The sequence below is a fragment of the Pusillimonas caeni genome (assembly GCF_003545815.1).
GTDB lineage: Bacteria > Pseudomonadota > Gammaproteobacteria > Burkholderiales > Burkholderiaceae_B > Pusillimonas > Pusillimonas caeni.
Genome location: NZ_PDUW01000005.1, coordinates 272,160 through 292,473, shown reverse-complemented (window position 1 = coordinate 292,473; position 20,314 = coordinate 272,160). Strand labels below are relative to the sequence as shown.

General features: G+C 61.6%; 20 protein-coding genes and 1 tRNA gene. 15 read left to right on the top strand and 6 right to left on the bottom strand.

The window, feature by feature from the left end; all coding sequences use genetic code 11:
• The first annotated feature begins 1 nt into the window (after nucleotide 1).
• From CSC67_RS13280 to CSC67_RS13270, 3 genes are all read left to right on the top strand, one after another.
• Nucleotides 2-1,309 (top strand): TraB/TrbI/VirB10 family type IV secretion system protein, encoded by a 1,308-nt coding sequence (locus CSC67_RS13280; protein ID WP_118994994.1) that lies wholly within the window; start codon nucleotides 2-4, stop codon nucleotides 1,307-1,309.
• Nucleotides 1,306-1,551 carry a DUF2274 domain-containing protein gene (locus CSC67_RS13275; protein ID WP_118994993.1) on the top strand — a complete coding sequence of 82 codons (246 nt, stop codon included), beginning with the start codon at nucleotides 1,306-1,308 and terminating at the stop codon, nucleotides 1,549-1,551. The genes CSC67_RS13280 and CSC67_RS13275 overlap by 4 nt, the downstream gene beginning before the upstream one ends.
• A gap of 102 nt (nucleotides 1,552-1,653) precedes the next feature.
• Nucleotides 1,654-1,950 carry a helix-turn-helix transcriptional regulator gene (locus tag CSC67_RS13270; RefSeq protein WP_118994992.1) on the top strand — a complete coding sequence of 99 codons (297 nt, stop codon included), beginning with the start codon at nucleotides 1,654-1,656 and terminating at the stop codon, nucleotides 1,948-1,950.
• On the opposite strand, the gene CSC67_RS13265 is transcribed toward CSC67_RS13270, so the two are convergent.
• Both CSC67_RS13265 and CSC67_RS13260 read right to left on the bottom strand, forming a co-directional pair.
• The gene (locus tag CSC67_RS13265) at nucleotides 1,944-3,293 is read right to left on the bottom strand and encodes a tyrosine-type recombinase/integrase (RefSeq protein WP_118994991.1); all 1,350 of its coding nucleotides are present in this window, start codon (nucleotides 3,291-3,293) and stop codon (nucleotides 1,944-1,946) included. The two genes, CSC67_RS13270 and CSC67_RS13265, sit on opposite strands and share 7 nt — an antisense overlap.
• A gap of 178 nt (nucleotides 3,294-3,471) precedes the next feature.
• A tRNA-Phe gene (locus CSC67_RS13260) sits at nucleotides 3,472-3,547 on the bottom strand.
• A 625-nt stretch (nucleotides 3,548-4,172) separates the two neighbouring features.
• On the opposite strand from CSC67_RS13260, the gene CSC67_RS13255 reads away from it, so the two are divergent.
• The 8 genes from CSC67_RS13255 (at nucleotide 4,173) to CSC67_RS13220 (ending at nucleotide 12,111) form a co-directional block, all read left to right on the top strand.
• Entirely contained in the window at nucleotides 4,173-5,348 is a 1,176-nt protein-coding gene (locus CSC67_RS13255) for an FAD-dependent monooxygenase (protein WP_118994990.1), read from the top strand.
• Nucleotides 5,349-5,428: 80 nt separating this feature from the next.
• Nucleotides 5,429-6,154, top strand: coding sequence for a cysteine hydrolase family protein (locus tag CSC67_RS13250; protein ID WP_118994989.1), 726 nt, complete (start codon nucleotides 5,429-5,431; stop codon nucleotides 6,152-6,154).
• The gene (locus CSC67_RS13245) at nucleotides 6,151-7,575 is read left to right on the top strand and encodes a purine-cytosine permease family protein (protein ID WP_118994988.1); all 1,425 of its coding nucleotides are present in this window, start codon (nucleotides 6,151-6,153) and stop codon (nucleotides 7,573-7,575) included. Before CSC67_RS13250 ends, CSC67_RS13245 begins: the two co-directional genes overlap by 4 nt.
• An 87-nt stretch (nucleotides 7,576-7,662) precedes the next feature.
• Nucleotides 7,663-8,937, top strand: a complete 1,275-nt coding sequence (hemA, locus tag CSC67_RS13240) for a glutamyl-tRNA reductase (RefSeq protein WP_118994987.1) — start codon at nucleotides 7,663-7,665, stop codon at nucleotides 8,935-8,937.
• 60 nt (nucleotides 8,938-8,997) lie between these two features.
• Entirely contained in the window at nucleotides 8,998-10,077 is a 1,080-nt protein-coding gene (gene prfA, locus CSC67_RS13235; protein ID WP_118994986.1) for a peptide chain release factor 1, read from the top strand.
• A 40-nt stretch (nucleotides 10,078-10,117) separates the two neighbouring features.
• Nucleotides 10,118-10,987 (top strand): peptide chain release factor N(5)-glutamine methyltransferase, encoded by an 870-nt coding sequence (gene prmC, locus CSC67_RS13230; RefSeq protein ID WP_280813471.1) that lies wholly within the window; start codon nucleotides 10,118-10,120, stop codon nucleotides 10,985-10,987.
• A gap of 98 nt (nucleotides 10,988-11,085) precedes the next feature.
• Nucleotides 11,086-11,418, top strand: a complete 333-nt coding sequence (gene grxD / locus CSC67_RS13225) for a Grx4 family monothiol glutaredoxin (RefSeq protein WP_118994984.1) — start codon at nucleotides 11,086-11,088, stop codon at nucleotides 11,416-11,418.
• Between the two features lie 111 nt (nucleotides 11,419-11,529).
• Nucleotides 11,530-12,111, top strand: a complete 582-nt coding sequence (locus CSC67_RS13220) for a UbiX family flavin prenyltransferase (RefSeq protein ID WP_118994983.1) — start codon at nucleotides 11,530-11,532, stop codon at nucleotides 12,109-12,111.
• A 30-nt stretch (nucleotides 12,112-12,141) separates the two neighbouring features.
• On the opposite strand, the gene ttcA is transcribed toward CSC67_RS13220, so the two are convergent.
• The gene (gene ttcA, locus CSC67_RS13215) at nucleotides 12,142-13,191 is read right to left on the bottom strand and encodes a tRNA 2-thiocytidine(32) synthetase TtcA (protein ID WP_245220230.1); all 1,050 of its coding nucleotides are present in this window, start codon (nucleotides 13,189-13,191) and stop codon (nucleotides 12,142-12,144) included.
• 44 nt (nucleotides 13,192-13,235) lie between these two features.
• The gene (gene folB / locus CSC67_RS13210; protein ID WP_118995066.1) at nucleotides 13,236-13,595 is read right to left on the bottom strand and encodes a dihydroneopterin aldolase; all 360 of its coding nucleotides are present in this window, start codon (nucleotides 13,593-13,595) and stop codon (nucleotides 13,236-13,238) included.
• A gap of 103 nt (nucleotides 13,596-13,698) precedes the next feature.
• On the opposite strand from folB, the gene CSC67_RS13205 reads away from it, so the two are divergent.
• Nucleotides 13,699-14,625, top strand: a complete 927-nt coding sequence (locus CSC67_RS13205; RefSeq protein ID WP_245220229.1) for an NAD(P)/FAD-dependent oxidoreductase — start codon at nucleotides 13,699-13,701, stop codon at nucleotides 14,623-14,625.
• Nucleotides 14,626-14,678: 53 nt separating this feature from the next.
• Here CSC67_RS13205 and CSC67_RS13200 read toward each other — a convergent pair whose 3' ends face one another.
• The gene (locus CSC67_RS13200) at nucleotides 14,679-15,830 is read right to left on the bottom strand and encodes a Fic family protein (RefSeq protein WP_118994980.1); all 1,152 of its coding nucleotides are present in this window, start codon (nucleotides 15,828-15,830) and stop codon (nucleotides 14,679-14,681) included.
• Nucleotides 15,831-16,028: 198 nt separating this feature from the next.
• On the bottom strand, nucleotides 16,029-17,795 hold the full coding sequence (locus CSC67_RS13195) for a M61 family metallopeptidase (protein WP_118994979.1): 1,767 nt from the start codon (nucleotides 17,793-17,795) through the stop codon (nucleotides 16,029-16,031).
• Nucleotides 17,796-17,826: 31 nt separating this feature from the next.
• Here CSC67_RS13195 and CSC67_RS13190 point away from each other — a divergent pair, with 31 nt between their 5' ends.
• The 3 genes from CSC67_RS13190 to atpB all read left to right on the top strand — a co-directional run bounded on the left by CSC67_RS13190 (nucleotide 17,827) and on the right by atpB (nucleotide 20,296).
• On the top strand, nucleotides 17,827-18,603 hold the full coding sequence (locus CSC67_RS13190; RefSeq protein ID WP_118994978.1) for an enoyl-CoA hydratase: 777 nt from the start codon (nucleotides 17,827-17,829) through the stop codon (nucleotides 18,601-18,603).
• Nucleotides 18,604-18,863: 260 nt separating this feature from the next.
• A complete protein-coding gene (locus CSC67_RS13185; RefSeq protein ID WP_118994977.1) occupies nucleotides 18,864-19,331 on the top strand; it encodes an ATP synthase subunit I in 468 nt (155 codons plus the stop codon).
• 80 nt (nucleotides 19,332-19,411) lie between these two features.
• Nucleotides 19,412-20,296, top strand: a complete 885-nt coding sequence (gene atpB, locus CSC67_RS13180; RefSeq protein WP_118994976.1) for a F0F1 ATP synthase subunit A — start codon at nucleotides 19,412-19,414, stop codon at nucleotides 20,294-20,296.
• Nucleotides 20,297-20,314 lie beyond the last annotated feature (18 nt).

Here is a 20,314-nt window from a genome sequence, read left to right as displayed (position 1 = left end):
CATGAGCGAAGAACACACGCCCGATGACGTTGCTCCACAGGCGGCCAAGGTCGCGCCCGAAACCGTCGCGCTGCGTGCCCAGCCGCGCCCGGTCACGCGGCTGAACCGGCGCTCGCTGGCCATGCTCACCGGCGGCCTGGCCGTCGCGGTGCTGGGTGCTACGATCTGGTCATTGCAACCGCAGCGGCGCGGCGCGGGCGAACAGACCGAGCTTTACAACGTAGACCGGGTATCGAAGTCGGAAGGACTCGATGCGTTGCCTGCGGACTATTCCATGCTACCCGCCCCGGATGTGCCGGTCGACGTGCCCGAACTCGGGCCGCCGTTGCCGGGCGATCTGGGGCCGGCCATCGTGAACACGCAGCAGCCGACGGTCGCCACCTACGTGCCGCCTGGCATTGACGCCGAAGCCGCCGAGCGCGAAGCCTTGCGCAAGGAGGCCGACGCGGCCGCCGCCTCATCGGTGTTCTTCCGCACCGGCCAGGGCCAGTCCGGCCCACCCACAGCGACGGCTGCGCAAGCGAGACTTGGCGCGCCCGGAATGGACAGCACCTTGGCCGCCTTTGACCCGCTGGCCGCCGGGCCGACCTCGACAGCGGCACAATCCACCGACCCCACTGCCGTGCAGAACCGGCAAGATCAGAAAGAAGCCTTCCTGCAATCCGGTTCTACAGAAACTCGTAATTCCGGGGATTTGCAAATGCCGGCTTCGCCTTATCAGGTGATGGCCGGAACGGTCATCGCCGCCGCCTTGGTGACAGGCATCAAGTCCGATTTGCCGGGTGATGTGATCGGCACCGTCACCGAACCTGTATATGACTCCGCGACCGGCAGGCACCTGTTGATTCCGCAAGGCTCACGCATCCTGGGCCGCTACAACAGCCAGGTGAGCTACGGGCAAAGCAGGGTGCAGGTGGTGTGGAACCGCATTATCCTGCCGGATACGTCCTCACTGACGCTGGACAATCTGGTGGGCAGCGACCCGGCGGGCTATGCGGGCCTGGAGGATGGCGTGGACTGGCATTGGGATCGCATCGTCGGCGGCGCCGTATTGACGACGCTCTTGGGTGTCGGCGCCGAGCTGGCCGCCCCGGAGAATCGGCAGGATGGCGACCGCATCATCATCGCCGGGCGCGACAGCGCCCAGGACAGCATCAATCAAGTCGGCCAGGAAATGACCCGGCGCAACATGAATATCCAGCCCACCTTGACCAGCCGCCTCGGTTTGCCGGTGCGGATCATTGTTAACAAGGATTTGGTACTCAGGCCGTACCAGCCATTGTTTTTCAGCAAGGGAGCGTCACAATGACCACTGTAAAAAAGCTGCGGCTTGGGCCGCTTCCTACAACCACAACCGTCAAACTGACCTTTACATGCCCGGCCAGCCTGAAAGCCGATCTTGACCGCTATGCAGCGTTGCATGCGCAGACTTACGGGGAGACTGTGGATGCCGTGACGTTGATTCCGCACATGCTGGAGGCATTCATGGCAGGGGATCGAGGATTTAGAAGAAGTGGCGGGAGTAGTAACCGCGCATCAAAACCCGCTTAGGCACGTATGGTCGCGCCTACTGCGCCCGAGTACGCCGCAGCAAGTGTACGCACAGACCTTCCTGGGGCAATCTGGCACCGAACGACACATTAGGAGAGTCAAATGCTCCATACTGGACATCCTTCGGCGCAATCTAACCGTGAAACCGACAGCACAATTCCCATGTTCTATCGCATGCGAGATGTACTTAGGATGACGGCGCTCAGCCGATCCACTCTATATCGACGCATCGCTGATGGTAGCTTTCCCGCGCCTGTTTCTCTAGGAGGAGCGGCAAAAGGCTGGCGCCGCACTGATCTGGAGGAGTGGGCGCAGAACCCGACAGGTTTTAAACTGATGGAGTCCTGCGCGACGATCACCAGCTCCCAGGGAGCCAAAGTACGAAAAGTGCGCTACTGAAGCGTGTGCGATGATGCGGAAAGCCCCTTCTTGGCGCCTGGCGTGGAGTGGGAGAGTGAAGGTGCTCGACTTTGCGCGACGAAGGTCTCTCTTTCTGCCAGTTGATCTAGATAATCAGCCCATGCCTGCGCCATTTCATGACGCTGTTCGATGAAGCGGGTTCTGTCGTAGGCTTCCCCCAGTTCTTCGTCCGAGACGTGGGCCAAATGCTTTTCAATCATTTCCCTATCCCATCCCAACCTTTCCCGGATGAGCGTTCGCGCCATTGCTCTGAAGCCGTGGCCGGTAATGTCCGTCTGAGTGTCATAGCCCAAGGCGCGCAAGGCGCTGTTCATGGTGTTGTTCGAGATGTAGCGTGAGTAGCCGTTTTTGCCTTGCCGACGTGATACGCTTTTGAACACGGGACCGGTCGGCCCGGTGACTGTGTGGAGCTGTCGAAGGATGTCGACGACTTGCGCGGGCAGGGGAACGACGTGTGACGCGGCTTGCCCACTGTTCTTGTGGGCTTCCCGCATCTTCATCATGCGGGGCGGGCAAATCCAAATGCCGGCGTCAAGATCGAGCTGCTCCCATTCCATCATGCGTATCTGTCCTGGGCGCTGAAACACATAGGGCATGATCCGCAACGCGCAGCAGACGATGTAGTGCCCTGTGTATCCTCGGATGTCGCGCATCAGTTGACCAATCTTGGTGGGCTCCAGGATGGTAGCGTAGTGCTTCACTATCGGGCTGCGCAGCTTGAAATCGGCCACGCCTTTCGCCATATAGTTTTCGCCGGGCTCCAGCAGCCCCACAGTGACCGCTCGGGCAAAGACGCGTTGGAGGCTTTCCCGCAGCCGGATGGCGGTTTCCCGGGTGCCGGCAAGAGAAACGGCCTCCAGGCATTGCAGGACATCCAGCCGGTTCAGTGAGCCGATGGGGTGGCGGCCGAGCCGCGGGAAAGCATGCAGCTCCAGTTGCCGCAGGATTTTCTGGCTGTAGTCCTCGCTCCATTCATGAACTTTCTTTGCATGAGCGTGCCATTCTCGTGCGACCTTCTCGAAGGTGGCCAGTGCGTGGCGTCGGGCTTCCTGCTGTTCTTCCAGTTTTCGGACGCGAGGATCTTTACCCATTGCGAGGTGTCGCCGCTGTTCTGCTGCGAGCTCGCGGGCGCTGGCAAGGGATATCTCTGGATAGGCTCCGAGTGTTAGTTTGACCCGCTTGCCTTCGATGCTTGTATAGTTAAATTGCCAACTTTTTCCACCGCTTGGATGAACGCGAAGGTACAACTTCTCACCGTCTGACAGCAGATACTCTTTGTTTGCAGGTTGAGCAAGCTCTATGGTCTTGGCTGTGAGTTTCATCGCTGAGCTCCCGATTTGTTCCCTGTGGAAATTGGGAATAGGTTAAGGGAACGCAACAGGGAACAAAAAGCCCGGCATTCAGTGGAATCCGATGAGACAGCTTGGGATGGATTTCTGACGCAAGCCCTTGTTTTTGCAGTGAAAATGGGACTTGGTGAGACAGGGAGGGAAGAGGGGATGGTGGCCTGGGGCGGAATCGAACCACCGACACGCGGATTTTCAATCCGCTGCTCTACCAACTGAGCTACCAGGCCAGTAAAAGCGAGATGATACACGAATTTTTTGGCCTGCGCTGAACACTCATTTTTAATGTGGGATAGATCCTGCTTTTCGATGCGGGATGCCTCCGCTCGGCACTGCACTGGCGTCGTGGTTTCAATCGCCTGCGTGTATGCCTCCTTCTAAATATGGGCTGGAGCGGCTGCATGTCTCGTGCCGGTCTCCATCCGAATATGTAACGCGACCTCGTATTTCTGGCATTAAATAATGTACACGCTATAAAATTGCAGCTTCTTAAGGCTTCGTTCGAATAATCTCCGACTGGTTTTGGGTAGGTCTAAGTCCTTGCGCTACGTGTCGAGAGGGCTCGGTAGGACTCTTGCTGCTTTCTATGTGCTGTATATAAGCCACTGTAATTTAATAGATAAAAACTTTCCTTCTAGTATTCGGGAGAGTTTTCGGCTATGTTTTTGTCAGAGTTCCAAGCAGGCTTTTCGCGGCAGTCGTCTAAATTGTTACCGTGGTTAAACAGTCCTTGCGGCATAAGGATCTGTGTTTATAATATGACGTATACACTTTAATTTTACGCCAGTTGTGCCGCCGAACCCCGCGAGCCAGCCCGGCGTCCACCGAACGAGTCATTATTTATAGGAGCGACTAATGACCAAGCCTACAACCATCGCCGTCATCGGCGCCGGGCTGGGCGGCGCGGCGGCTGCCCGCCTGCTGCAGAAGGCCGGCTATGCGACAAAGGTTTTCGAGCAGGCTCCGGCGTTTTCCCGGCTGGGCGCCGGAATCCAGCTTGGCCCCAACGTGATGAAGGTGGCGGCCGTCATGGGCATCGAAGAGCAGGCCAATGCCATCGGCTGCCACCCCGATTTCTGGTTCAGCCGCGACGCGGTCACCGGCGAATATCTTTCCCGCATTCCGCTGGGCAAATCGGCCGTCGAACGCTTCGGCAACAGCTACATCACGATCCACCGCGGCGACTTGCATCAGCTCATCATCGACACCCTCGACCCCGACACCTTGCATTTCGGCAAAACGCTGGTCGACATCGAGCAAACCCCCGACGAGGTCATTCTCCATTTCGCCGACGGCACCACTGACCGCGCCACGCACGTCATTGGCGGCGACGGCATCGATTCGAAACTGCGCGAAAAGCTGCTTGGGCCTGAAGAGCCGACGTACAGCGGCTGGGTGGCGCATCGCGCCCTCATTCGCGGAGAAGACCTGAAGAAATACGACCTCGAATTCGAGGATTGCGTCAAATGGTGGTCCAAGGACACGCACGACGAATCCGTCGATCGTCACATGATGGTGTACAACACCAAGGCGGACCGGTCCGAGTACTACTACGTAACGGGCGTGCCCGAGCCGGCATGGAACCACGGTACCTCGCACGTAAAGAGTTCGCCGGCGGAAATGCGCGAGGCCTTCCACGACTACCATCCCATTGTCCAGGCGCTGGTCGACGAGACCAAAGAAGTCACCAAGTGGCCCTTGTACGAGCGCAAGCCGCAGGCCGTATGGCATCAAGACCGCGTGGTGCTGCTGGGCGACGCCTGCCATCCCATGCGTCCGCATATGGCGCAGGGGGCCGGCATGGCCATCGAAGACGCGGCCATGCTGGTGCGCTGCCTGGACGAGGTCGGTGCGGCCGATTATCAACAGGCGTATGAGCTTTATCGGCTCAACCGCTTCGAGCGCACATCGCGCGTGCAAAAGGTTTCGCACAACAATACCTGGCTGCGCCACGATGAAGACCCAAGCTGGGTGTACGGCTACGATGTCTTCAATGTTCCTCTGCAGCAGCCGGGCAAGTGCGCCGCATAGCGCCCACAGTACGCATTGATTTATTCTTTGGCATCACGACGGCAAGCCGGCCGTCGTGATGTTTTTGTTTTATGGCTTGAATGGATTCGATTTCCCGCTTTGCCTGTCAAGGCATGGAGATCGTGGAGGAAGCAATGACCAAACGATATTGGGACTGGGACCCGGTTTTTCGCCTGGACCCCTCAAAGAGCGCCCTGCTCGTCATCGATATGCAGAACGGCTTCATAGAAGAGGGGGCGGTTCTGGAAGTGCCGATGGCGCGCCGGCAGGTTCCGACTGTCAAAAGACTCATTCAATATTGCAGAGACCATGGCATACCCGTCGTGTACACACGTTTCTGCATTTCCGGCGAAGAGGGAACCCATCGTTTCTATTGGCGCATTGCAAGACAGCGCGGCATGGACATCGAGTCTCCCGACTTCGAGTTCCTAGGTAATGCGCATGCGGTGCAAGTGACGCCGGAATTGGCTCCCGCACCGGGCGAGCACGTCATCGACAAGCCCGGATACGACTGCTTTGCCGAGTCGAGTCTGGCCGAGGTGCTCGATGCGCTGAAGGTGTCGCAACTGATGTTTACGGGCACGGTGCTGAACTGGTGTGTCGACAGCACGGTTCGGGCGGCCTACCACCGCCATTACGATATTGCGGTCATTGCCGATGGGGTCAGTTCCTACGATCACGCCGGCGCCACGGCCGAGCAATGGTGCAGCATGGAGCTGGACCTGATGGCGGAGGCGTTCGGGCGGGTGCTGACTTCTTCCGACGCGATGATTGAACTGGGCGATGCCGCAAAGGAGGGCGAATGAGCGGTCATTTCGTAACGGATCGTGCGGAAACAAATTCCTTTGAGGGCCACGAGCACGATGCCCAGCACAGGCTGGACGATTATGCCCGGACGCGTGTGCCCGAATCCGAAAAGCGCGGCACGGGGTCTATCCTCTCGGTTCTGGTCGGGATCGTCACGGCCTTCTTCTTTCTTTTCCTGGGCGGCCTGTTCCTGCAGAATTACGGTGCGACGGCCACCTGGATAGGCGTGTCGATAGGGTTCGTGCTGACGACGTCGTTGTGCTGGATCACCTGCTTCGCCGCGTCCCGCGAGGGCCTTACGGCCGAACTCATGACGCGCGGCTGCGGCTTTGGTTCCATAGGCAGCGTGCTGACCACGCTCATCTATGGCGTCACCTTTGTCATCCTGGCGGCGACCGAGGCGCAGATCCTCGCCACCAATATCGCGCTGGTGTGGGACTTGCCCGACATCATCTGGTATGTCTTCGTGGCGGCCATCTTCATTCCGATGGTATGGGGCGGCATAGCGAATATTTCGAAACTCTTGAGCTGGTCGACGCTGCTCTATCTGCCCTTGATCGCCGTGGCGATCTGGCTGGCCTGGGGGCATATGCCGGAACATATCACCGACGCATCGGCGCTGAAGCCGCCCGAACTGACGACCGGCGGCTGGGTGGGAGTGATCGCCATCATGGGAACCTTGTCGTCCATCGTGGGCCTGAACCCGCTTGAAAGCGCCGATTACAACCGCTATATCAAGCACGAGTCGTACCGGCGGGCTTCCTGGGTGACTGTCGTGCTTCCGTACGCGCTGATGTATTTTGTGGCCATTCCGATGGGCATGTATTTCGCCAGTGCAACGGGCGAGATCAATCCGGGCATCTATTTTGTGAGCCTTCTCGGCTTGGCGCTGGGTGTGGCGCTGGCCTGGGTTTCGCAGGTACGCATCAACCTCACCAATATCCACTTGGGCTCGATAGCTTTTGCTTCCGCCTCGGGGCAGTTCGGGGGCTCGAAGCTTGGCCGCCGTTTCTGGACCATTGCCGTGCTCATTGCGGTGGTTGTCTTGATGGTGCTCGATGTGCTTGGAAACCTCACTCTCTTTCTGGAGTGGAACGGGATCTTCCTGCTTGCGTGGGTCGGCTGCCTGGTTTCAGACCTGCTCATCGTGCGCAAGGCGCTCAAGATCGTGGACGGGCCGATCGAGTACCGTTCGTCCCGGCTGCGCAAATACAACCCGGTCGGCATCATCGCGCTGGTAACGGCGACAATGATCGGGTCGTTGGCCTGGTCGTTTGCGGGAGACTCGATACTTCGCGGGCTGTCGGGCTATATCGCCTTTGCCGTCGCGGCGGTCGTCCATGCCTTGCTGGCCGTCATGACCCAAGGTCGCTACTATTTTGCCGATTCCCGGGACGAGCGCTTGAAAGCGCGAAGGTAACCAAGGGTTTTCCCGGGGACGCCCTGGGGGTATAATCGTGGTCAGTTGGGCCAACTATGTGCCCTTCGTCCTTATCCGCTCTCTTTTATGTCCGTAGACGTCCTTACCTTCGGCTTGAACCATGTCTCCGCGCCGGTGTCGGTGCGCGAGCGCGTGTCCATGCCGCTGGACGTCCTGCGGCCGGCGCTCGAGGGCTTGAAGTCCGCGTTCGGCTCATCGGTGCGCGAGGCGGCCATTCTGTCCACTTGCAACCGCACCGAAATCTACTGCGCGGCCGAGCCGCATGTATCCGACAAGATCCCGGCCTGGATGGCCGATTTCAATCGTGTCGAATCGGGCAGCCTGCAGCCCCATCTATACCGCTATCAGCACAACGAGGCGGTGCGCCACGCTTTTCGCGTGGCCAGCGGGCTCGACTCCATGGTGCTGGGCGAGCCGCAGATCCTGGGCCAGATGAAGGAAGCGGTGCGCGCCGCGAACGAGGCGGGCGCCTTGGGAACGCTGCTGCATCAGTTGTTCCAGCGCACATTCTCGGTGGCCAAAGAGGTTCGCTCGCAAACGGCGATCGGCGCAAATTCAGTGTCGATGGCGGCTGCCGCGGTGCGGCTGGCCGAGCGCGTGTTCGGCGACATGTCGCAAACCAATGTGCTGTTCGTGGGCGCGGGCGAGATGATCGAACTTTGCGCCACGCATTTTGCGGCGCTCAAGCCGCGCAATATGGTGGTGGCCAACCGCACGATCGAACGGGCCGATATCCTGGCTTCGCGCTTCACGGCCAAGGCCATGAAGCTCACCGACCTGCCCGACCGGCTGGCCGATTTCGACGTCATCGTTTCCTGTACGGCCAGCTCCCTGCCCATCCTCGGCCTGGGGATGGTGGAAAGGGCTACGCGCTCGCGGCGCCACAAGCCCATGGTCATGATCGACCTGGCCGTGCCGCGCGACATCGAGACCGAGGTCGGCCGCCTGGCCGACGTGTATCTGTATTCGGTCGACGATCTGGGCCGCATGGTGCAAAGCGGCACCGACGCCCGGCGGGCGGCGGTGGTGCAGGCCGAGGCCATCATCGAGACGCGGGTGCAGAATTTCATGCACTGGCTGCAAAACCGCCAGATCGTGCCGGCCATCGTCGACATCCATCAGGCAGCCGACCAGGTCCGCCAGGCCGAGCTCGACAAGGCGCGGCGCCTGCTCGCCAAGGGCGAAGCGCCCGAGGTAGTGCTCGAGCAGCTGGCCCACAGCCTTACTCAAAAATACATGCACGGTCCGCTGGCGGCGCTCAACCGCAGCGAAGAAGCCGAGCGCGAGCAGCTTCTAAGTCTTCTGCCGCGCCTGCTGCCCCGTGCCGAACGCCGTCGTTAGCGGCGCCGCCCTGGCCCCGTCTGCGCGTTCTTTCCTTCTGAAAACATTCCTTTTCCCCTTATGAAAAGTTCCATGCGCAGCCGGTTGGAGCAGCTTGCTCACCGGCTGATCGAAATCGATGCCATGCTTGCCGAGCCCGAAATAGCGGGCAATATGGACAAGTTCCGCAAGCTGTCGCGCGAGCGCGCCGAACTGGATCCGGTCGTCCAGGCATTCAATGAATATGTGCGCGCCGAGGCTGACGTGCAAGCGGCGCAGGAGATGATGGCCGATCCGGAAATGAAAGCCATGGCTGAAGAAGAGTACCAGCTCGGCAAGGACCGCATCGAGTCTCTGGAGGACGAGCTGCAGGTGTTGCTGCTGCCGCGCGATCCCGATGATGGCCGCAATGTGTTCCTGGAGATTCGCGCGGGCACGGGCGGCGACGAAAGCGCCTTGTTCGCCGGCGATCTGCTGCGCATGTACACCCGCTACGCCGAAAGCCGGGGCTGGCGGGTGGAACTCATGTCTGAAAGCATGTCCGAGGTGGGCGGCTATAAAGAAGTCATCGCCCGCATCGACGGCGACGCCGTCTACGGCCGGCTCAAGTTCGAATCGGGGGCGCATCGGGTGCAGCGCGTGCCCGAGACGGAAACCCAAGGCCGCATCCATACGTCGGCGTGCACGGTGGCGGTGCTTCCCGAGGCGGACGAGCAGAGCGACATCGTCATCAACCCGTCCGAACTGCGCATCGATACCTTCCGCGCCAGCGGAGCGGGCGGACAGCACGTCAACAAGACCGATTCGGCGGTGCGCATCACCCACTTGCCGACCGGCCTGGTGGTCGAGTGCCAGGACGACCGCTCGCAGCACCGCAACAAGGACAAGGCCATGCAGGTGCTGGCGGCCCGGCTGAAGGACAAGCAGCAGCAGGAGCAGCAAAGCAAGGAAGCCGCCCAACGCAAGAGCCTGGTGGGCTCGGGCGACCGTTCCGAGCGCATCCGCACCTACAACTACCCGCAGGGGCGGGTCACCGACCATCGCATCAACCTTACCTTGTACAAGCTGCAGGCCATCATGGAAGGCGACCTGGAAGAGCTGACCGGCGCCCTGCGCGCCGAGCATCAGGCCGAACAGCTGGCCGCCATGGGAGAGGCCTAGGGCCAGCGGGCGTCGATGGGGCAGCTGCATGGATACGTCGATGGGTGATCATCCTAGCTCCGGCGGCAGCCGGGAAGAAACGCCGGCGAGTGTCCGCAGCCTGCTCGGCGGCACGCCTTTGCCCCGGCTCGAAACACAGATGCTGCTGCAGCACGTGCTGGGAGTGTCGCGCGCCTGGCTCATTGCGCACGACACCGACCCGCTCGATAAGGCGCATGTGCGTGAATTCGAGGCGCTATGTGCCAGGCGCCTCGCAGGCGAACCCATGGCCTATCTCACCGGCCGGCGCGAGTTCATGGGCCACAGTTTCGTCGTCGAGCCGGGTGTGCTGATTCCGCGGCCCGAGACCGAACTGCTGGTCGAAACCGCGCTTGGCGAGCTGGCGCGGCAGGGTGCGGAGCGCCCGCGTGTGCTCGATCTGGGTACGGGCAGCGGGGCCATCGCGGTCTCCGTGGCGCTGGCGCGGCCGGATGCCGAAGTGGTGGCCACCGACCTGAGCGAGGCGGCGCTGGGCGTGGCGCGGCGCAATGCCCGGGCGCTGGGGGCGCGGGTCGAGTTTTTGCCCGGAAGCTGGTTTCAGGCCCTGGAAGGGCAGCGGCCTTTCGACCTGATCGTATCCAACCCCCCGTACATTCGAGACGGCGACCCCCACCTTGCCCAGGGCGATTTGCGTTTCGAGCCCCCGGGCGCGCTGACGGACGGCGCCGACGGCCTGGCCGCGCTGGCGCACATTGCCGCGCAGGCGCCGCATTGGCTTGCGCCGGGGGGCGGCTTGTGGATGGAGCACGGCTATGACCAGGCGGCCGACGTGCGCCGATTCCTGCTCAAGGCCGGCTTCGGGCGGGTGGACAGCCTGCGCGACCTGGCCGGGATCGAAAGGATTTCCGGCGGGACGCTGAACGATGGATAACCCGGCTTTCCTGCGGCAAGCCGACATCCCAGCCGGACTAGAACGGATTTCCGGCGGCAACCTATAATGAAGCATATTTCCTGGAGATACTGAACATCATGAGCGAAGTCCAAGATTTCATTCGCGAGACGGTCACCACCCATCCCGTCGTGCTCTTCATGAAGGGCACCGCGCAATTCCCGCAATGCGGCTTCTCTGGCCGCGCCATCCAGATCCTCAAGGCGTCGGGCGTCACCAAGCTGGTTACGGTCAACGTGCTCGAAGACGAGGAAGTGCGCCAGGGCATCAAAGAGTATGCCAACTGGCCCACGATTCCCCAGCTCTACGTCGCTGGCGAGTTCCTGGGCGGCTCGGACATCATTGCCGAGATGCACGAAAGCGGCGAACTGGTAGACGTGCTCAAAGAGGCCGGCGCGCTCGGCGATGAGTAAGCGCAGCGCGCTCGCCTGTAGCAAGTCCTTGGTTCGGGCCTTCTCCGGCTCCGCCGTCCAGGCTGTGGCCCACGCCCACGCCCAAGCCCGCTCCGGCGCGGCGCTTTTCGCATGAGTGCAAAGCGCCGGCTTGTCGTGGGCGTCACCGGCGCAACGGGCGCCGTCTATGCCACCCGCATGCTGCAGGCGGTGCGCGGCGTGGGCGGCATCGAGACCCATCTGGTGGTGTCGCCGCCGGGCGTGCTGAACGTCAAGTACGAGCTCGGCCTGCAGCGCCAGCAGGTGTACGACATGGCCGACCATGTCTACAGCTTTCGCGACGTGGGCTCCGCGCTGGCCAGCGGCGGCTTTGCCACCATGGGCATGGTCGTCGTGCCTTGCTCGATGCGCACACTGTCGGCGGTGGCGCACGGCCTGTCCGACAATCTCATCACCCGCGCGGCCGACGTTACGCTGAAAGAGCGCCGCCGCCTCGTCATGATGGTGCGCGAGACGCCTTTCAACCTGGCCCATTTGCGCAATATGACGGCGGTGACGGAGATGGGCGGCATCGTGTTTCCGCCCCTGCCCGCCTTCTACCATCATCCCGCCACCATCGAAGAGATGGTCGATCACACGATCGCCCGCGTCCTCGATCTGTTCGACATCCACATAGAAGGCCCCCGCTGGGAGGGCATGGACGAGCCGCGCTGATCGTTGCCGGCGGCGATGTGCCGCCGTGGTTCAGCCGTTGCGTTCTGCGCGCAAGTCAGTCATGAAGACGACCGGCCGCTTTGCGCCGGCGGGTTGCGCTTCCCGGTCTGCATCGCTGCCGTCGCCGCCGTCTTCGTGTTCGAAACCTCCGATCGGAGCATCGAAGTCTTCGGCGTCGAAGGCCATGTCGCCGTCCTCGTCGGCGACGCCCGTGGCTTTCAGTCCGGCGAAATCGAACAGCGTGTTGTCCATCAGGTGCGAAGGCACCACACGGTTCAGCGCGCCGAATACATTCCACGAGCGGCCGGGCATTTTCCTGTCCCATTCCGCAATCATGCGGTTCATTTCCTGGCGCTTGAGATTCTCTTGCGAGCCGCACAGGTTGCAGGGAATGATGGGAAATTCCTTGAGCTTGGCGTAGGCGATCAGGTCTTTTTCGGGCACGTAGGCCAGGGGCCGGATGACGATGTTCCTGCCGTCGTCCGACATCAGCTTGGGCGGCATGGCCTTCATGCGCCCGCCGTAGAACAGGTTCAGGAAGAAGGTGGCCAGGATGTCGTCGCGGTGATGGCCCAGCGCGATCTTGGTGGCGCCGAGCTCGGCGGCCACACGATATAGAATCGCCCGGCGCATGCGCGAGCACAGCGAGCACATGGTCTTGCCCTCGGGGATGACGCGCGTGACCACCGAATAAGTATCCTGGGTCTCGATATGGAAGGGCACGCCCAGCGACTCCAGATACTCGGGCAGCACATGGTCCGGAAAGCCCGGCTGCTTCTGGTCCAGGTTCACCGCCACGATGTCGAACTTGAACGGCGCACGCGACTGATGCGTCAACAGGATGTCGAGCAGGCTGTAGGAGTCCTTGCCGCCCGACAGGCAGACCATGACTTTGTCGCCTTCCTCGATCATGTTGAAGTCGGCGATGGCGCGGCCGGTTTCGCGCATCAGGCGCTTGGTGAGCTTGTTGTCGTGGGTGCGTTGGCGGCGGTCGCGAACGGGGCGCGCAGCCGCATCGTCGGCATGCGTGCCGGCATCGTCCCGGGCGGAGGCCGGCGAGGTGAGGTTGGAGGTGTCCATGGCTTCAGGGCGGCGCAAGGCGCCGGGCAGTGGGGCCGCGTCGGCTATCGGCTGCGTTCCAGCTCGATGCCCACCGCGGCGCAGTCGGAAAACGCGCTGGGTTTGCTGATGCGGATTTTAACCCGTTGCACTTCCGGGAATTCCCGAAGCAGCCGCTCGACCACCCGTTCGATCAGGGTTTCCAGCAAATTGACGTGCGCGCGCGTGCATTCGTCCACGATGGTGTTGCGCAGCAGGCGGTAGTCCAGGACGGTCTGGATGTTCTGGTCGTGCACCGGCTGGCTCACATCGACATCGAGTTCGGCGTCGATGTGCAGCGGCTGGGTGGCGCGAAGCTCGTGCTCCAGAATGCCGATGCGGGCGTCCAGCGCCAGTTGGGTAAAGAATATGCGTCGTGTGGGCATGATGGCCTTGTGGGCTGTGGCGGAATAATGGGCGTTGTTGGATGATATATCATTGGCCTCACCCTTTGCCTCGCCCGTACAGGCAGCATGCGGCGCGGACGAAATGAACAAAAGACTGATGCACGACGAACAGATATACGACGCCATCATCATCGGCGCCGGCGCCGGCGGGGCGTCATGCGCGCTATGGCTTGCGCGGCTGGGCTTTGCGCCGCTGCTCGTCGAGGCGGGCGCGCAGGTGGGCGGCTTGTGCCTGGCCCATCCCTTTCTAGATGATTGGAACGCGTCCCTGCCCGGGCACACGGGCCCCGAAGTAGCCGAAAATTTCGCAATCAGCCTGCAGCGGGCGCAAGTGCCCTTGCTGCTGTCGCAGCCCGTCACGGCGGTCGAGGCGGTGGACGCCGGCTTTGCGGTGACCACCCGCGAAGGGAATGTGCTGCGCGGCCGCCATCTGGTGCTGGCGACCGGCACCCGGGCGCGCGGCCTGCCTTCGGCCGACGCCGCGCCGGCCCTCGACAGGGCGCGGCCTTTTCCCGGTGTGCTGGTGGGCCCCGGCGACCATATCGTGGCCGAGAATTTCCAGGGGCGCCGGGTGGCGGTGCTGGGCGGCGGCGACAACGGCTTCGAGAACGCGCTGTACGCCATGGACCACGGCGCCGAAGAAGTCCACGTCTATGCCCGCACGGTGCGGGCGCAGCACCAATTCGTGCGGCGCCTGCCCTCAAGCCGGGTGATGCGGGGCGAGTACCAGGTGGATCCGCATACGCGCACCATCAATGGCCGTTCCTACGACCTCATCATGGTGTTCTACGGCTGGGAGCCTTGCGTGGGTTTCGCCGAGAGCCTGGGGCTGGCGCGGTCCGGTCGGGGTTTCGTCCAGACCGACATGGCCACGGCCGAGACGAATTGCGAGGGTGTTTACGCCATCGGCGAGGTGGCGCAGCGCTTCCATCCCTGCGTGGTGACGGCCATGGCCGACGGTGTCACGGCGGCCAAGGCGATCCAGGCCCGGATTGAGTCCGGGCGTTGAGGCGAAAATGGCGGCGTCCGATAAGGAAGCAGCGCTGCATTATGCTGAAAATTTCAACCGGCGGCCGATGGCGATCTGAACAGCTTCAAATAATCTTCGAAGATAAACAGTCGATTGCGGCGCTGCCCGGTGATTTCCACCAGCACACCGAAGGCGACCATATCGGCGATCAACGCGGCCGCGGTATTGGTGGCTGTGCCCAGGGTGCTGGTCGCCCATTTCACGTCGATGACCGGCTGGGCATATAGATGACGCATCAGGGTGTGGGCATTGTCCTGACGGCGAGCGCTCAAGCGAGGTAAAACGTCGCGCTCAATACGCTGTTTCAAGTCGATGATGGCCCGGAATACAGAGGCCGAGGCGCCTGCGGTTTCTTCTACGCCGAACAAGAAAAAGATCAGCCATTCGCGCACGTGGTTGCCGTGGCGTACTGCCATCAAATGATCCACATAAGCTGTTTTATTGCGCTCAAAGTAGTCCGACAGGTACAGCGCCGGTTTGTGAAGCAAGCCTTCGGAGGCCAGATAAAGCGAAATCAGCAAGCGTCCCAGGCGACCATTGCCGTCCAGAAAGGGATGAATGGTCTCGAACTGATAGTGTGCTATTGCGATACGCACCAGCGGATGTACGAAGAAATCCTCTGTATGTAGAAATTTCTCCAGATCACCCATCAGTCCGGGCACGTGTTCGTGGTGCGGTGGCACGAACGCGGCGTGTCTGAGGCTGACGCCGATCCAGTTCTGGCTGGTGCGAAACTCTCCCGGAAGCTTGTGCTCGCCGCGCACGCCCTGCATCAATACGGCATGTGTTTGTTTCAACAGGCGCACTGACAGCGGAAGCGTGTCCAGCGAATCGATCGCAAATCTGATGGCTCGAATGTAGTTTTGAACCTCGGACCAATCGTTCCGTTCCTCTGGCTTCAAGTCGTCTACGTTCTTGAAAGCGTCGTCGATATTGGTTTGGGTTCCCTCGATGCGGCTGGATTGAGTCGCTTCTTTGGCCACATACATCCGGATAAAAAAGTCGATGTCGGGAATCAATTGACTGAAGGCGTTGAGTTCGCCGAGGGCGCGGTCGGCACGCCCCAGCAAATCCATCAACTCTGGATCAGCAATGATCCATGGGTGGCACACTGGCTTCGGGAGGAAGGCCTTGTATTCATAGCGTTGCTCATAGCGGCCGGCATCGAAATCGACAAGGTTCATATGTCAAAAACCTATTGTGTTCTGATTTAACAGCAATCGTATGTCAGCTCGCGGGACCAGGGCAAGTTTCCTATATCAAAACGATGGGGGGTTTTTGACGTGCCGCTACCAGTATGTCAGGAGCCAGTGGCCGGCCATGGCCGACGGTGTCACGGCGGCCAAGGCGATCCAGGCCCGGATTGAGTCCAGGCGTTGAGGTCACTCTGCCGCCAACACGCACTCGCCCGGCTCGGGCTGTGACAGCACTATCGTGAAGGCCCGCAGCTCGTCCCTGCGGAATACATGTATGGTCACCGTCTGTCCCGCCTGATAGGCCGACAGCAAACGCTCGAGCCCGCCGTCGCGGGTGACGCGCAGGCCGTCCACGGCCACCAGCGCGTCGCCGGCCGAGAGCCCGCCCTGATGCGCCGCGCCGCCCTCGTAGACCGTGGCGATCTGCACTTCGTCATGGCTGAGGCGGGTGCGGATGTCGAGGGAGGGCGTGGTCGAGGAGGTTTTCCAGCTCAGGGCGATGCCCTGGCCGGCCAGCAGCGACTCCAGCGGCACGTCTTCGCGGCCGTAGGCGTAGCGGGCAATGAAGTCCGAGGCGTCCACCCCGGTGGCCTCTTGCACCAGGCCGGCCATGGCGTCTTCGGGCACGCCCTTGCCTTGGCCCTGGTAGAAGCGCCTGCCGTAGCGCCGCCACATCAGCCGCATCACGTCGTCCAGCGATTTGGCGCCCCGGGTTTCGCGGCGGACGAGCATGTCCAGCCCCGCCGCCACCAGCGAACCCTTGGTGTAGTAGCTGACCAGCGCGTTGGGAGAGTTTTCGTCCTGCTTGTAGTAGCGCGTCCAGGCGTCGAAAGAGCTCTCGGCGACCGACTGCTTGTGCCGTCCCGGCCCGCGCCGTACGGCCGAGATGGTCTTGGCGAGGCGGGCCAGATAGGCCTTGTGGTCGATGACGCCGGAGCGCATCAGCATCAGGTCGTCATAGTACGAGGTGAAGCCTTCGGACACCCAGAGCAGTTGGGTATGGTTCTCGCGCGCAAGGTCGTAGGGCGCAAAGGCCGCCGGCTTGATGCGCTTGACGTTCCAGGTATGGAAATACTCGTGGCTGACCAGGCCCAGGAAGTTCTCGTAGCCTTCTCCCGCGTCGGGCCGGCCCAGGGTGGGCAGGTCGCGGCGCGAAGCCATCAGCGCGGTGGAGGCGCGATGCTCCAGCCCGCCGTAGCCATCGCCCACCACCATGGTCATGAATACGTATCGGTCTGCGGAATCCAGGAAGGGCGCGCGCAGCGATTCGGGCTCGAACAGGGCGATCTGCGCTTCGCAGATCTTCTTGACGTCGGCGGCGATGCGCTTGAGATCGAGGTTGGGCAGGACACCGGTGAAGACCAGTTCGTGCTCCGCACCATGGGCCATGAAGCGCGCCACCTGGGGCGTGCCCATTTCGACGGGATGATCGATGAGGGCGTCATAGTCGGGCGCGGCATAAAGCCCGAAGCCATGCCGCTTGGCCGCCGCCGCGCGTCCGTTCGCCGGCGGCAGGCTGGTGTAGACCTTCCAGTTGCGGGCGTGCGTGGGCGGATGCAGATGAAGCAGGCAGGGCGCTCGCTCGTGGCCCGCGGGCGAAAGAAAGACGCTGGTGCCGTTGAAGAAGGCGTGGGTTTCGTCCAGATGGGCGCCGCGCACGGAAAGGTCCCAGGCATAGACGATGTACTCCACATGCAGCGGACCGCGGCAGGGCTCGCACTGCCAGCTGTGGTTGCCGGTCTTGCGCACGGCGACCGGCTTGCCGCCGCTGCGTGCGCGGATGGTCTCGATCTGGCGCGAGAAGTCGCGCACCAGGTAGCTGCCCGGAATCCAGGCGGGTAAATTCAATTGCTGGCCGCGCGCATGGGGGCGCGGCACCCGCAGCTCGATGCGAAAACGGTGTCCGGCGGGATCGAAGGGCGTTAGGCTGTAAAGTATGGGTTCTATTTTCATCCCACTATATTACTGTGCAAGAGGAAAGGGCATGACCGAAGCGCTGGTAAAGATCGAGACCCGTGGCAGGGTCGGACTGCTTACCTTGAACCGTCCCAAGGTATTGAATGCGTTGAACAACCAGGTGGTCGACGAACTGGCCGAAGCCCTGCGGGCATTCGATGCCGACGACGGTATCGGGGCCATCGTGCTGACCGGCAGCGAGAAGGCCTTTGCCGCGGGCGCCGACATTGCCGCCATGAAGGACTGGTCCTACGCCGACGTCTACAAGCAGGATTATCTCGGACACAACTGGGAGTCGCTGCGCCGGATCCGCAAGCCCATCATCGCCGCGGTATCGGGCTATGCGCTGGGCGGCGGCTGCGAGCTGGCCATGCAGTGCGATTTCATCATCGCCGCCGACAATGCGCGCTTCGGCCAGCCGGAAATCAACCTGGGCATCATTCCCGGCTTCGGCGGCACGCAGCGCCTGCCCCGCGCCGTGGGCAAGGCCAAGGCCATGGACATGGTGCTGACGGCGCGCATGATCAATGCCGAAGAAGCCGAGCGCGCCGGCCTGGTGGCCAGGGTGGTGCCGGCCGAAAAGCTGCTCGACGAAGCGCTGGAAGCCGCGCGCGTCATCGCCTCCAAGTCACTGGTTTCGGTCATGATGGCCAAGGAATGCATCAACCGGGCGTACGAAATGCCTCTGAACGAAGGCATGCTGGCCGAGCGCCGCAATTTCCACGCGCTGTTCTCGACCGACGATCAGAAAGAGGGCATGGCGGCTTTCGTTGAAAAGCGCGAGCCGGACTTCAAGCACCGCTGATCCATACGAACCTGAGAAGGTGGCTGTGCGCTTCGGTCGCGGGCCCCTTCATCGGTTCTTTCTAACCTATATCCGCATCATCGCGCGATGCCGGGAAACTGTTGTTTTACAAGCTGACAATTTGCTTACCGCCAAAAAATAAAGTTATACTCTACGAGTTTGACGCAACACGCTGGGCCAAGACAGCGAGCGGTACGAAGATGGGCCATGCCATGACCAAAACCCATGAGCAGAACCCAAGAGCGAGACGCGGGGAAAGCATGCAAAACAGCGGTGGCGGCGCGCAAGAATCCGGCGCCGGCCGGCAAGATCCGGTTGCCGCCATCGTGCTTAGCGATGCCGACCGCGAACGGCTCAGATACAAGGCGGGGCGAGGCCTGCTTCGCGCTCTGGCGGCTCAGGCCGTCATGGGGCTGGCGGCGGGTCTCATCTCGTGGCTCGTGGCAGGGGCGGCGGCGGGTGCATCGGCACTCATCGGGGCCGGCGCCTATTTCATACCCAATGCGCTTTTTGCAATGCGATTGCTCATGGGGTTGATGAGCTCTCGGCAGGCCAGCCCGCTTACCTTCTTCATGGGTGAGCTCGTCAAGCTGGGTTCCGCGGTATTGCTTCTGGCGCTGGCTGCTTATCTGGGCCAGGGCTGGTTGGTGTGGCCGGCTTTGCTGTTCGGGCTGGTGTGCGTGTTAAAGGGTTATGTGCTTTTGCTGGTGTTTCGCCGGCTGCCATAGCCGGTTGGATACAAAGTTTTCGGGCGTGGCGTTCTGGCGAATGGCGCGTCCTTGTCATCAGTTTACAGGGTAGGGTTCCAATGGCTGCTGCTAGCAACGCGTCGTCGCCACAGTCTGATTACATTCAGCATCACCTGGTTCACTTGAACAGTCTGGGTGAAAAGCAGACCGCCATCGCTGATTTCAGCGTTGTCAACTACGACTCGCTTTTCTGGTCCATCTTCATGGGCGCCATTGTCATTTTCGTGCTATGGCGCGCGGCCAAATCGGCCACCGCCGGGGTGCCCGGGCGCTTCCAGATGGGGGTCGAGATGCTGGTCGGCATGGTGGCCGACGAAGCCAAGTCCATCATCCCCAACGAAACCTCCCGCCGCTTCGTGGCGCCACTGGCCCTTACCGTATTCCTGTGGGTCATTCTCATGAATACCCTCGACCTGGTGCCGGTCGACCTGCTGGGCTGGATCTTCATCAAGCTGGGCCTGGCGGTCGAGCATCACGATCCTCTTTATTATCACCGCATTCTTCCGACGGCCGACCTGAACGTGCCCATGGGCATGTCGCTGGGCGTGCTGGTGCTTACCCTTTGGTACGGCATCAAGATCAAAGGCGGCGGCGGCTTCGTCAAGGGCCTGTTCACCGCGCCTTTCCACGGCCATGGCGTCGTCGGCCTGCTACTGGTTCCCTTCAATCTGCTTTTGAACCTCATGGAGTACGCCGCCAAAACGGTGTCGCTGGGAATGCGGTTGTTCGGCAACATGTTTGCCGGCGAATTGCTATTCATGCTTATCGCCCTGCTGGGCGGTGCATGGGCCGGATTTAATGGTGCAAGCATCGGCTTGGGTATCGGTCATGTTCTCGCAGGGTCGGTGTGGGCGATCTTCCACATCCTCATCGTCCTGCTCCAGGCCTATATTTTCATGATGCTGTCCCTCGTCTATGTAGGGTTAGCTCACGAAGACCATTGATCGAATTCCGGTCCGGGG

Bases quoted from the DNA above. Each gene is read 5' to 3' on its own strand.
- grxD (WP_118994984.1), top strand. From the start codon at position 11,086: ATGAGCGAAGTCCAAGATTTCATTCGCGAGACGGTCACCACCCATCCC.
- atpB (WP_118994976.1), top strand. From the start codon at position 19,412: ATGGCTGCTGCTAGCAACGCGTCGTCGCCACAGTCTGATTACATTCAG.
- CSC67_RS13250 (WP_118994989.1), top strand. From the start codon at position 5,429: ATGGATTCGATTTCCCGCTTTGCCTGTCAAGGCATGGAGATCGTGGAG.
- ttcA (WP_245220230.1), bottom strand. From the start codon at position 13,191: ATGGACACCTCCAACCTCACCTCGCCGGCCTCCGCCCGGGACGATGCC.
- CSC67_RS13185 (WP_118994977.1), top strand. From the start codon at position 18,864: ATGCAAAACAGCGGTGGCGGCGCGCAAGAATCCGGCGCCGGCCGGCAA.
- CSC67_RS13255 (WP_118994990.1), top strand. From the start codon at position 4,173: ATGACCAAGCCTACAACCATCGCCGTCATCGGCGCCGGGCTGGGCGGC.
- CSC67_RS13280 (WP_118994994.1), top strand. From the start codon at position 2: ATGAGCGAAGAACACACGCCCGATGACGTTGCTCCACAGGCGGCCAAG.
- CSC67_RS13205 (WP_245220229.1), top strand. From the start codon at position 13,699: ATGAACAAAAGACTGATGCACGACGAACAGATATACGACGCCATCATC.
- CSC67_RS13195 (WP_118994979.1), bottom strand. From the start codon at position 17,795: ATGAAAATAGAACCCATACTTTACAGCCTAACGCCCTTCGATCCCGCC.
- CSC67_RS13270 (WP_118994992.1), top strand. From the start codon at position 1,654: ATGCTCCATACTGGACATCCTTCGGCGCAATCTAACCGTGAAACCGAC.
- folB (WP_118995066.1), bottom strand. From the start codon at position 13,595: ATGCCCACACGACGCATATTCTTTACCCAACTGGCGCTGGACGCCCGC.
- hemA (WP_118994987.1), top strand. From the start codon at position 7,663: ATGTCCGTAGACGTCCTTACCTTCGGCTTGAACCATGTCTCCGCGCCG.
- prfA (WP_118994986.1), top strand. From the start codon at position 8,998: ATGAAAAGTTCCATGCGCAGCCGGTTGGAGCAGCTTGCTCACCGGCTG.
- CSC67_RS13245 (WP_118994988.1), top strand. From the start codon at position 6,151: ATGAGCGGTCATTTCGTAACGGATCGTGCGGAAACAAATTCCTTTGAG.
- CSC67_RS13200 (WP_118994980.1), bottom strand. From the start codon at position 15,830: ATGAACCTTGTCGATTTCGATGCCGGCCGCTATGAGCAACGCTATGAA.
- CSC67_RS13220 (WP_118994983.1), top strand. From the start codon at position 11,530: ATGAGTGCAAAGCGCCGGCTTGTCGTGGGCGTCACCGGCGCAACGGGC.
- prmC (WP_280813471.1), top strand. From the start codon at position 10,118: ATGGGTGATCATCCTAGCTCCGGCGGCAGCCGGGAAGAAACGCCGGCG.
- CSC67_RS13190 (WP_118994978.1), top strand. From the start codon at position 17,827: ATGACCGAAGCGCTGGTAAAGATCGAGACCCGTGGCAGGGTCGGACTG.
- CSC67_RS13275 (WP_118994993.1), top strand. From the start codon at position 1,306: ATGACCACTGTAAAAAAGCTGCGGCTTGGGCCGCTTCCTACAACCACA.
- CSC67_RS13265 (WP_118994991.1), bottom strand. From the start codon at position 3,293: ATGAAACTCACAGCCAAGACCATAGAGCTTGCTCAACCTGCAAACAAA.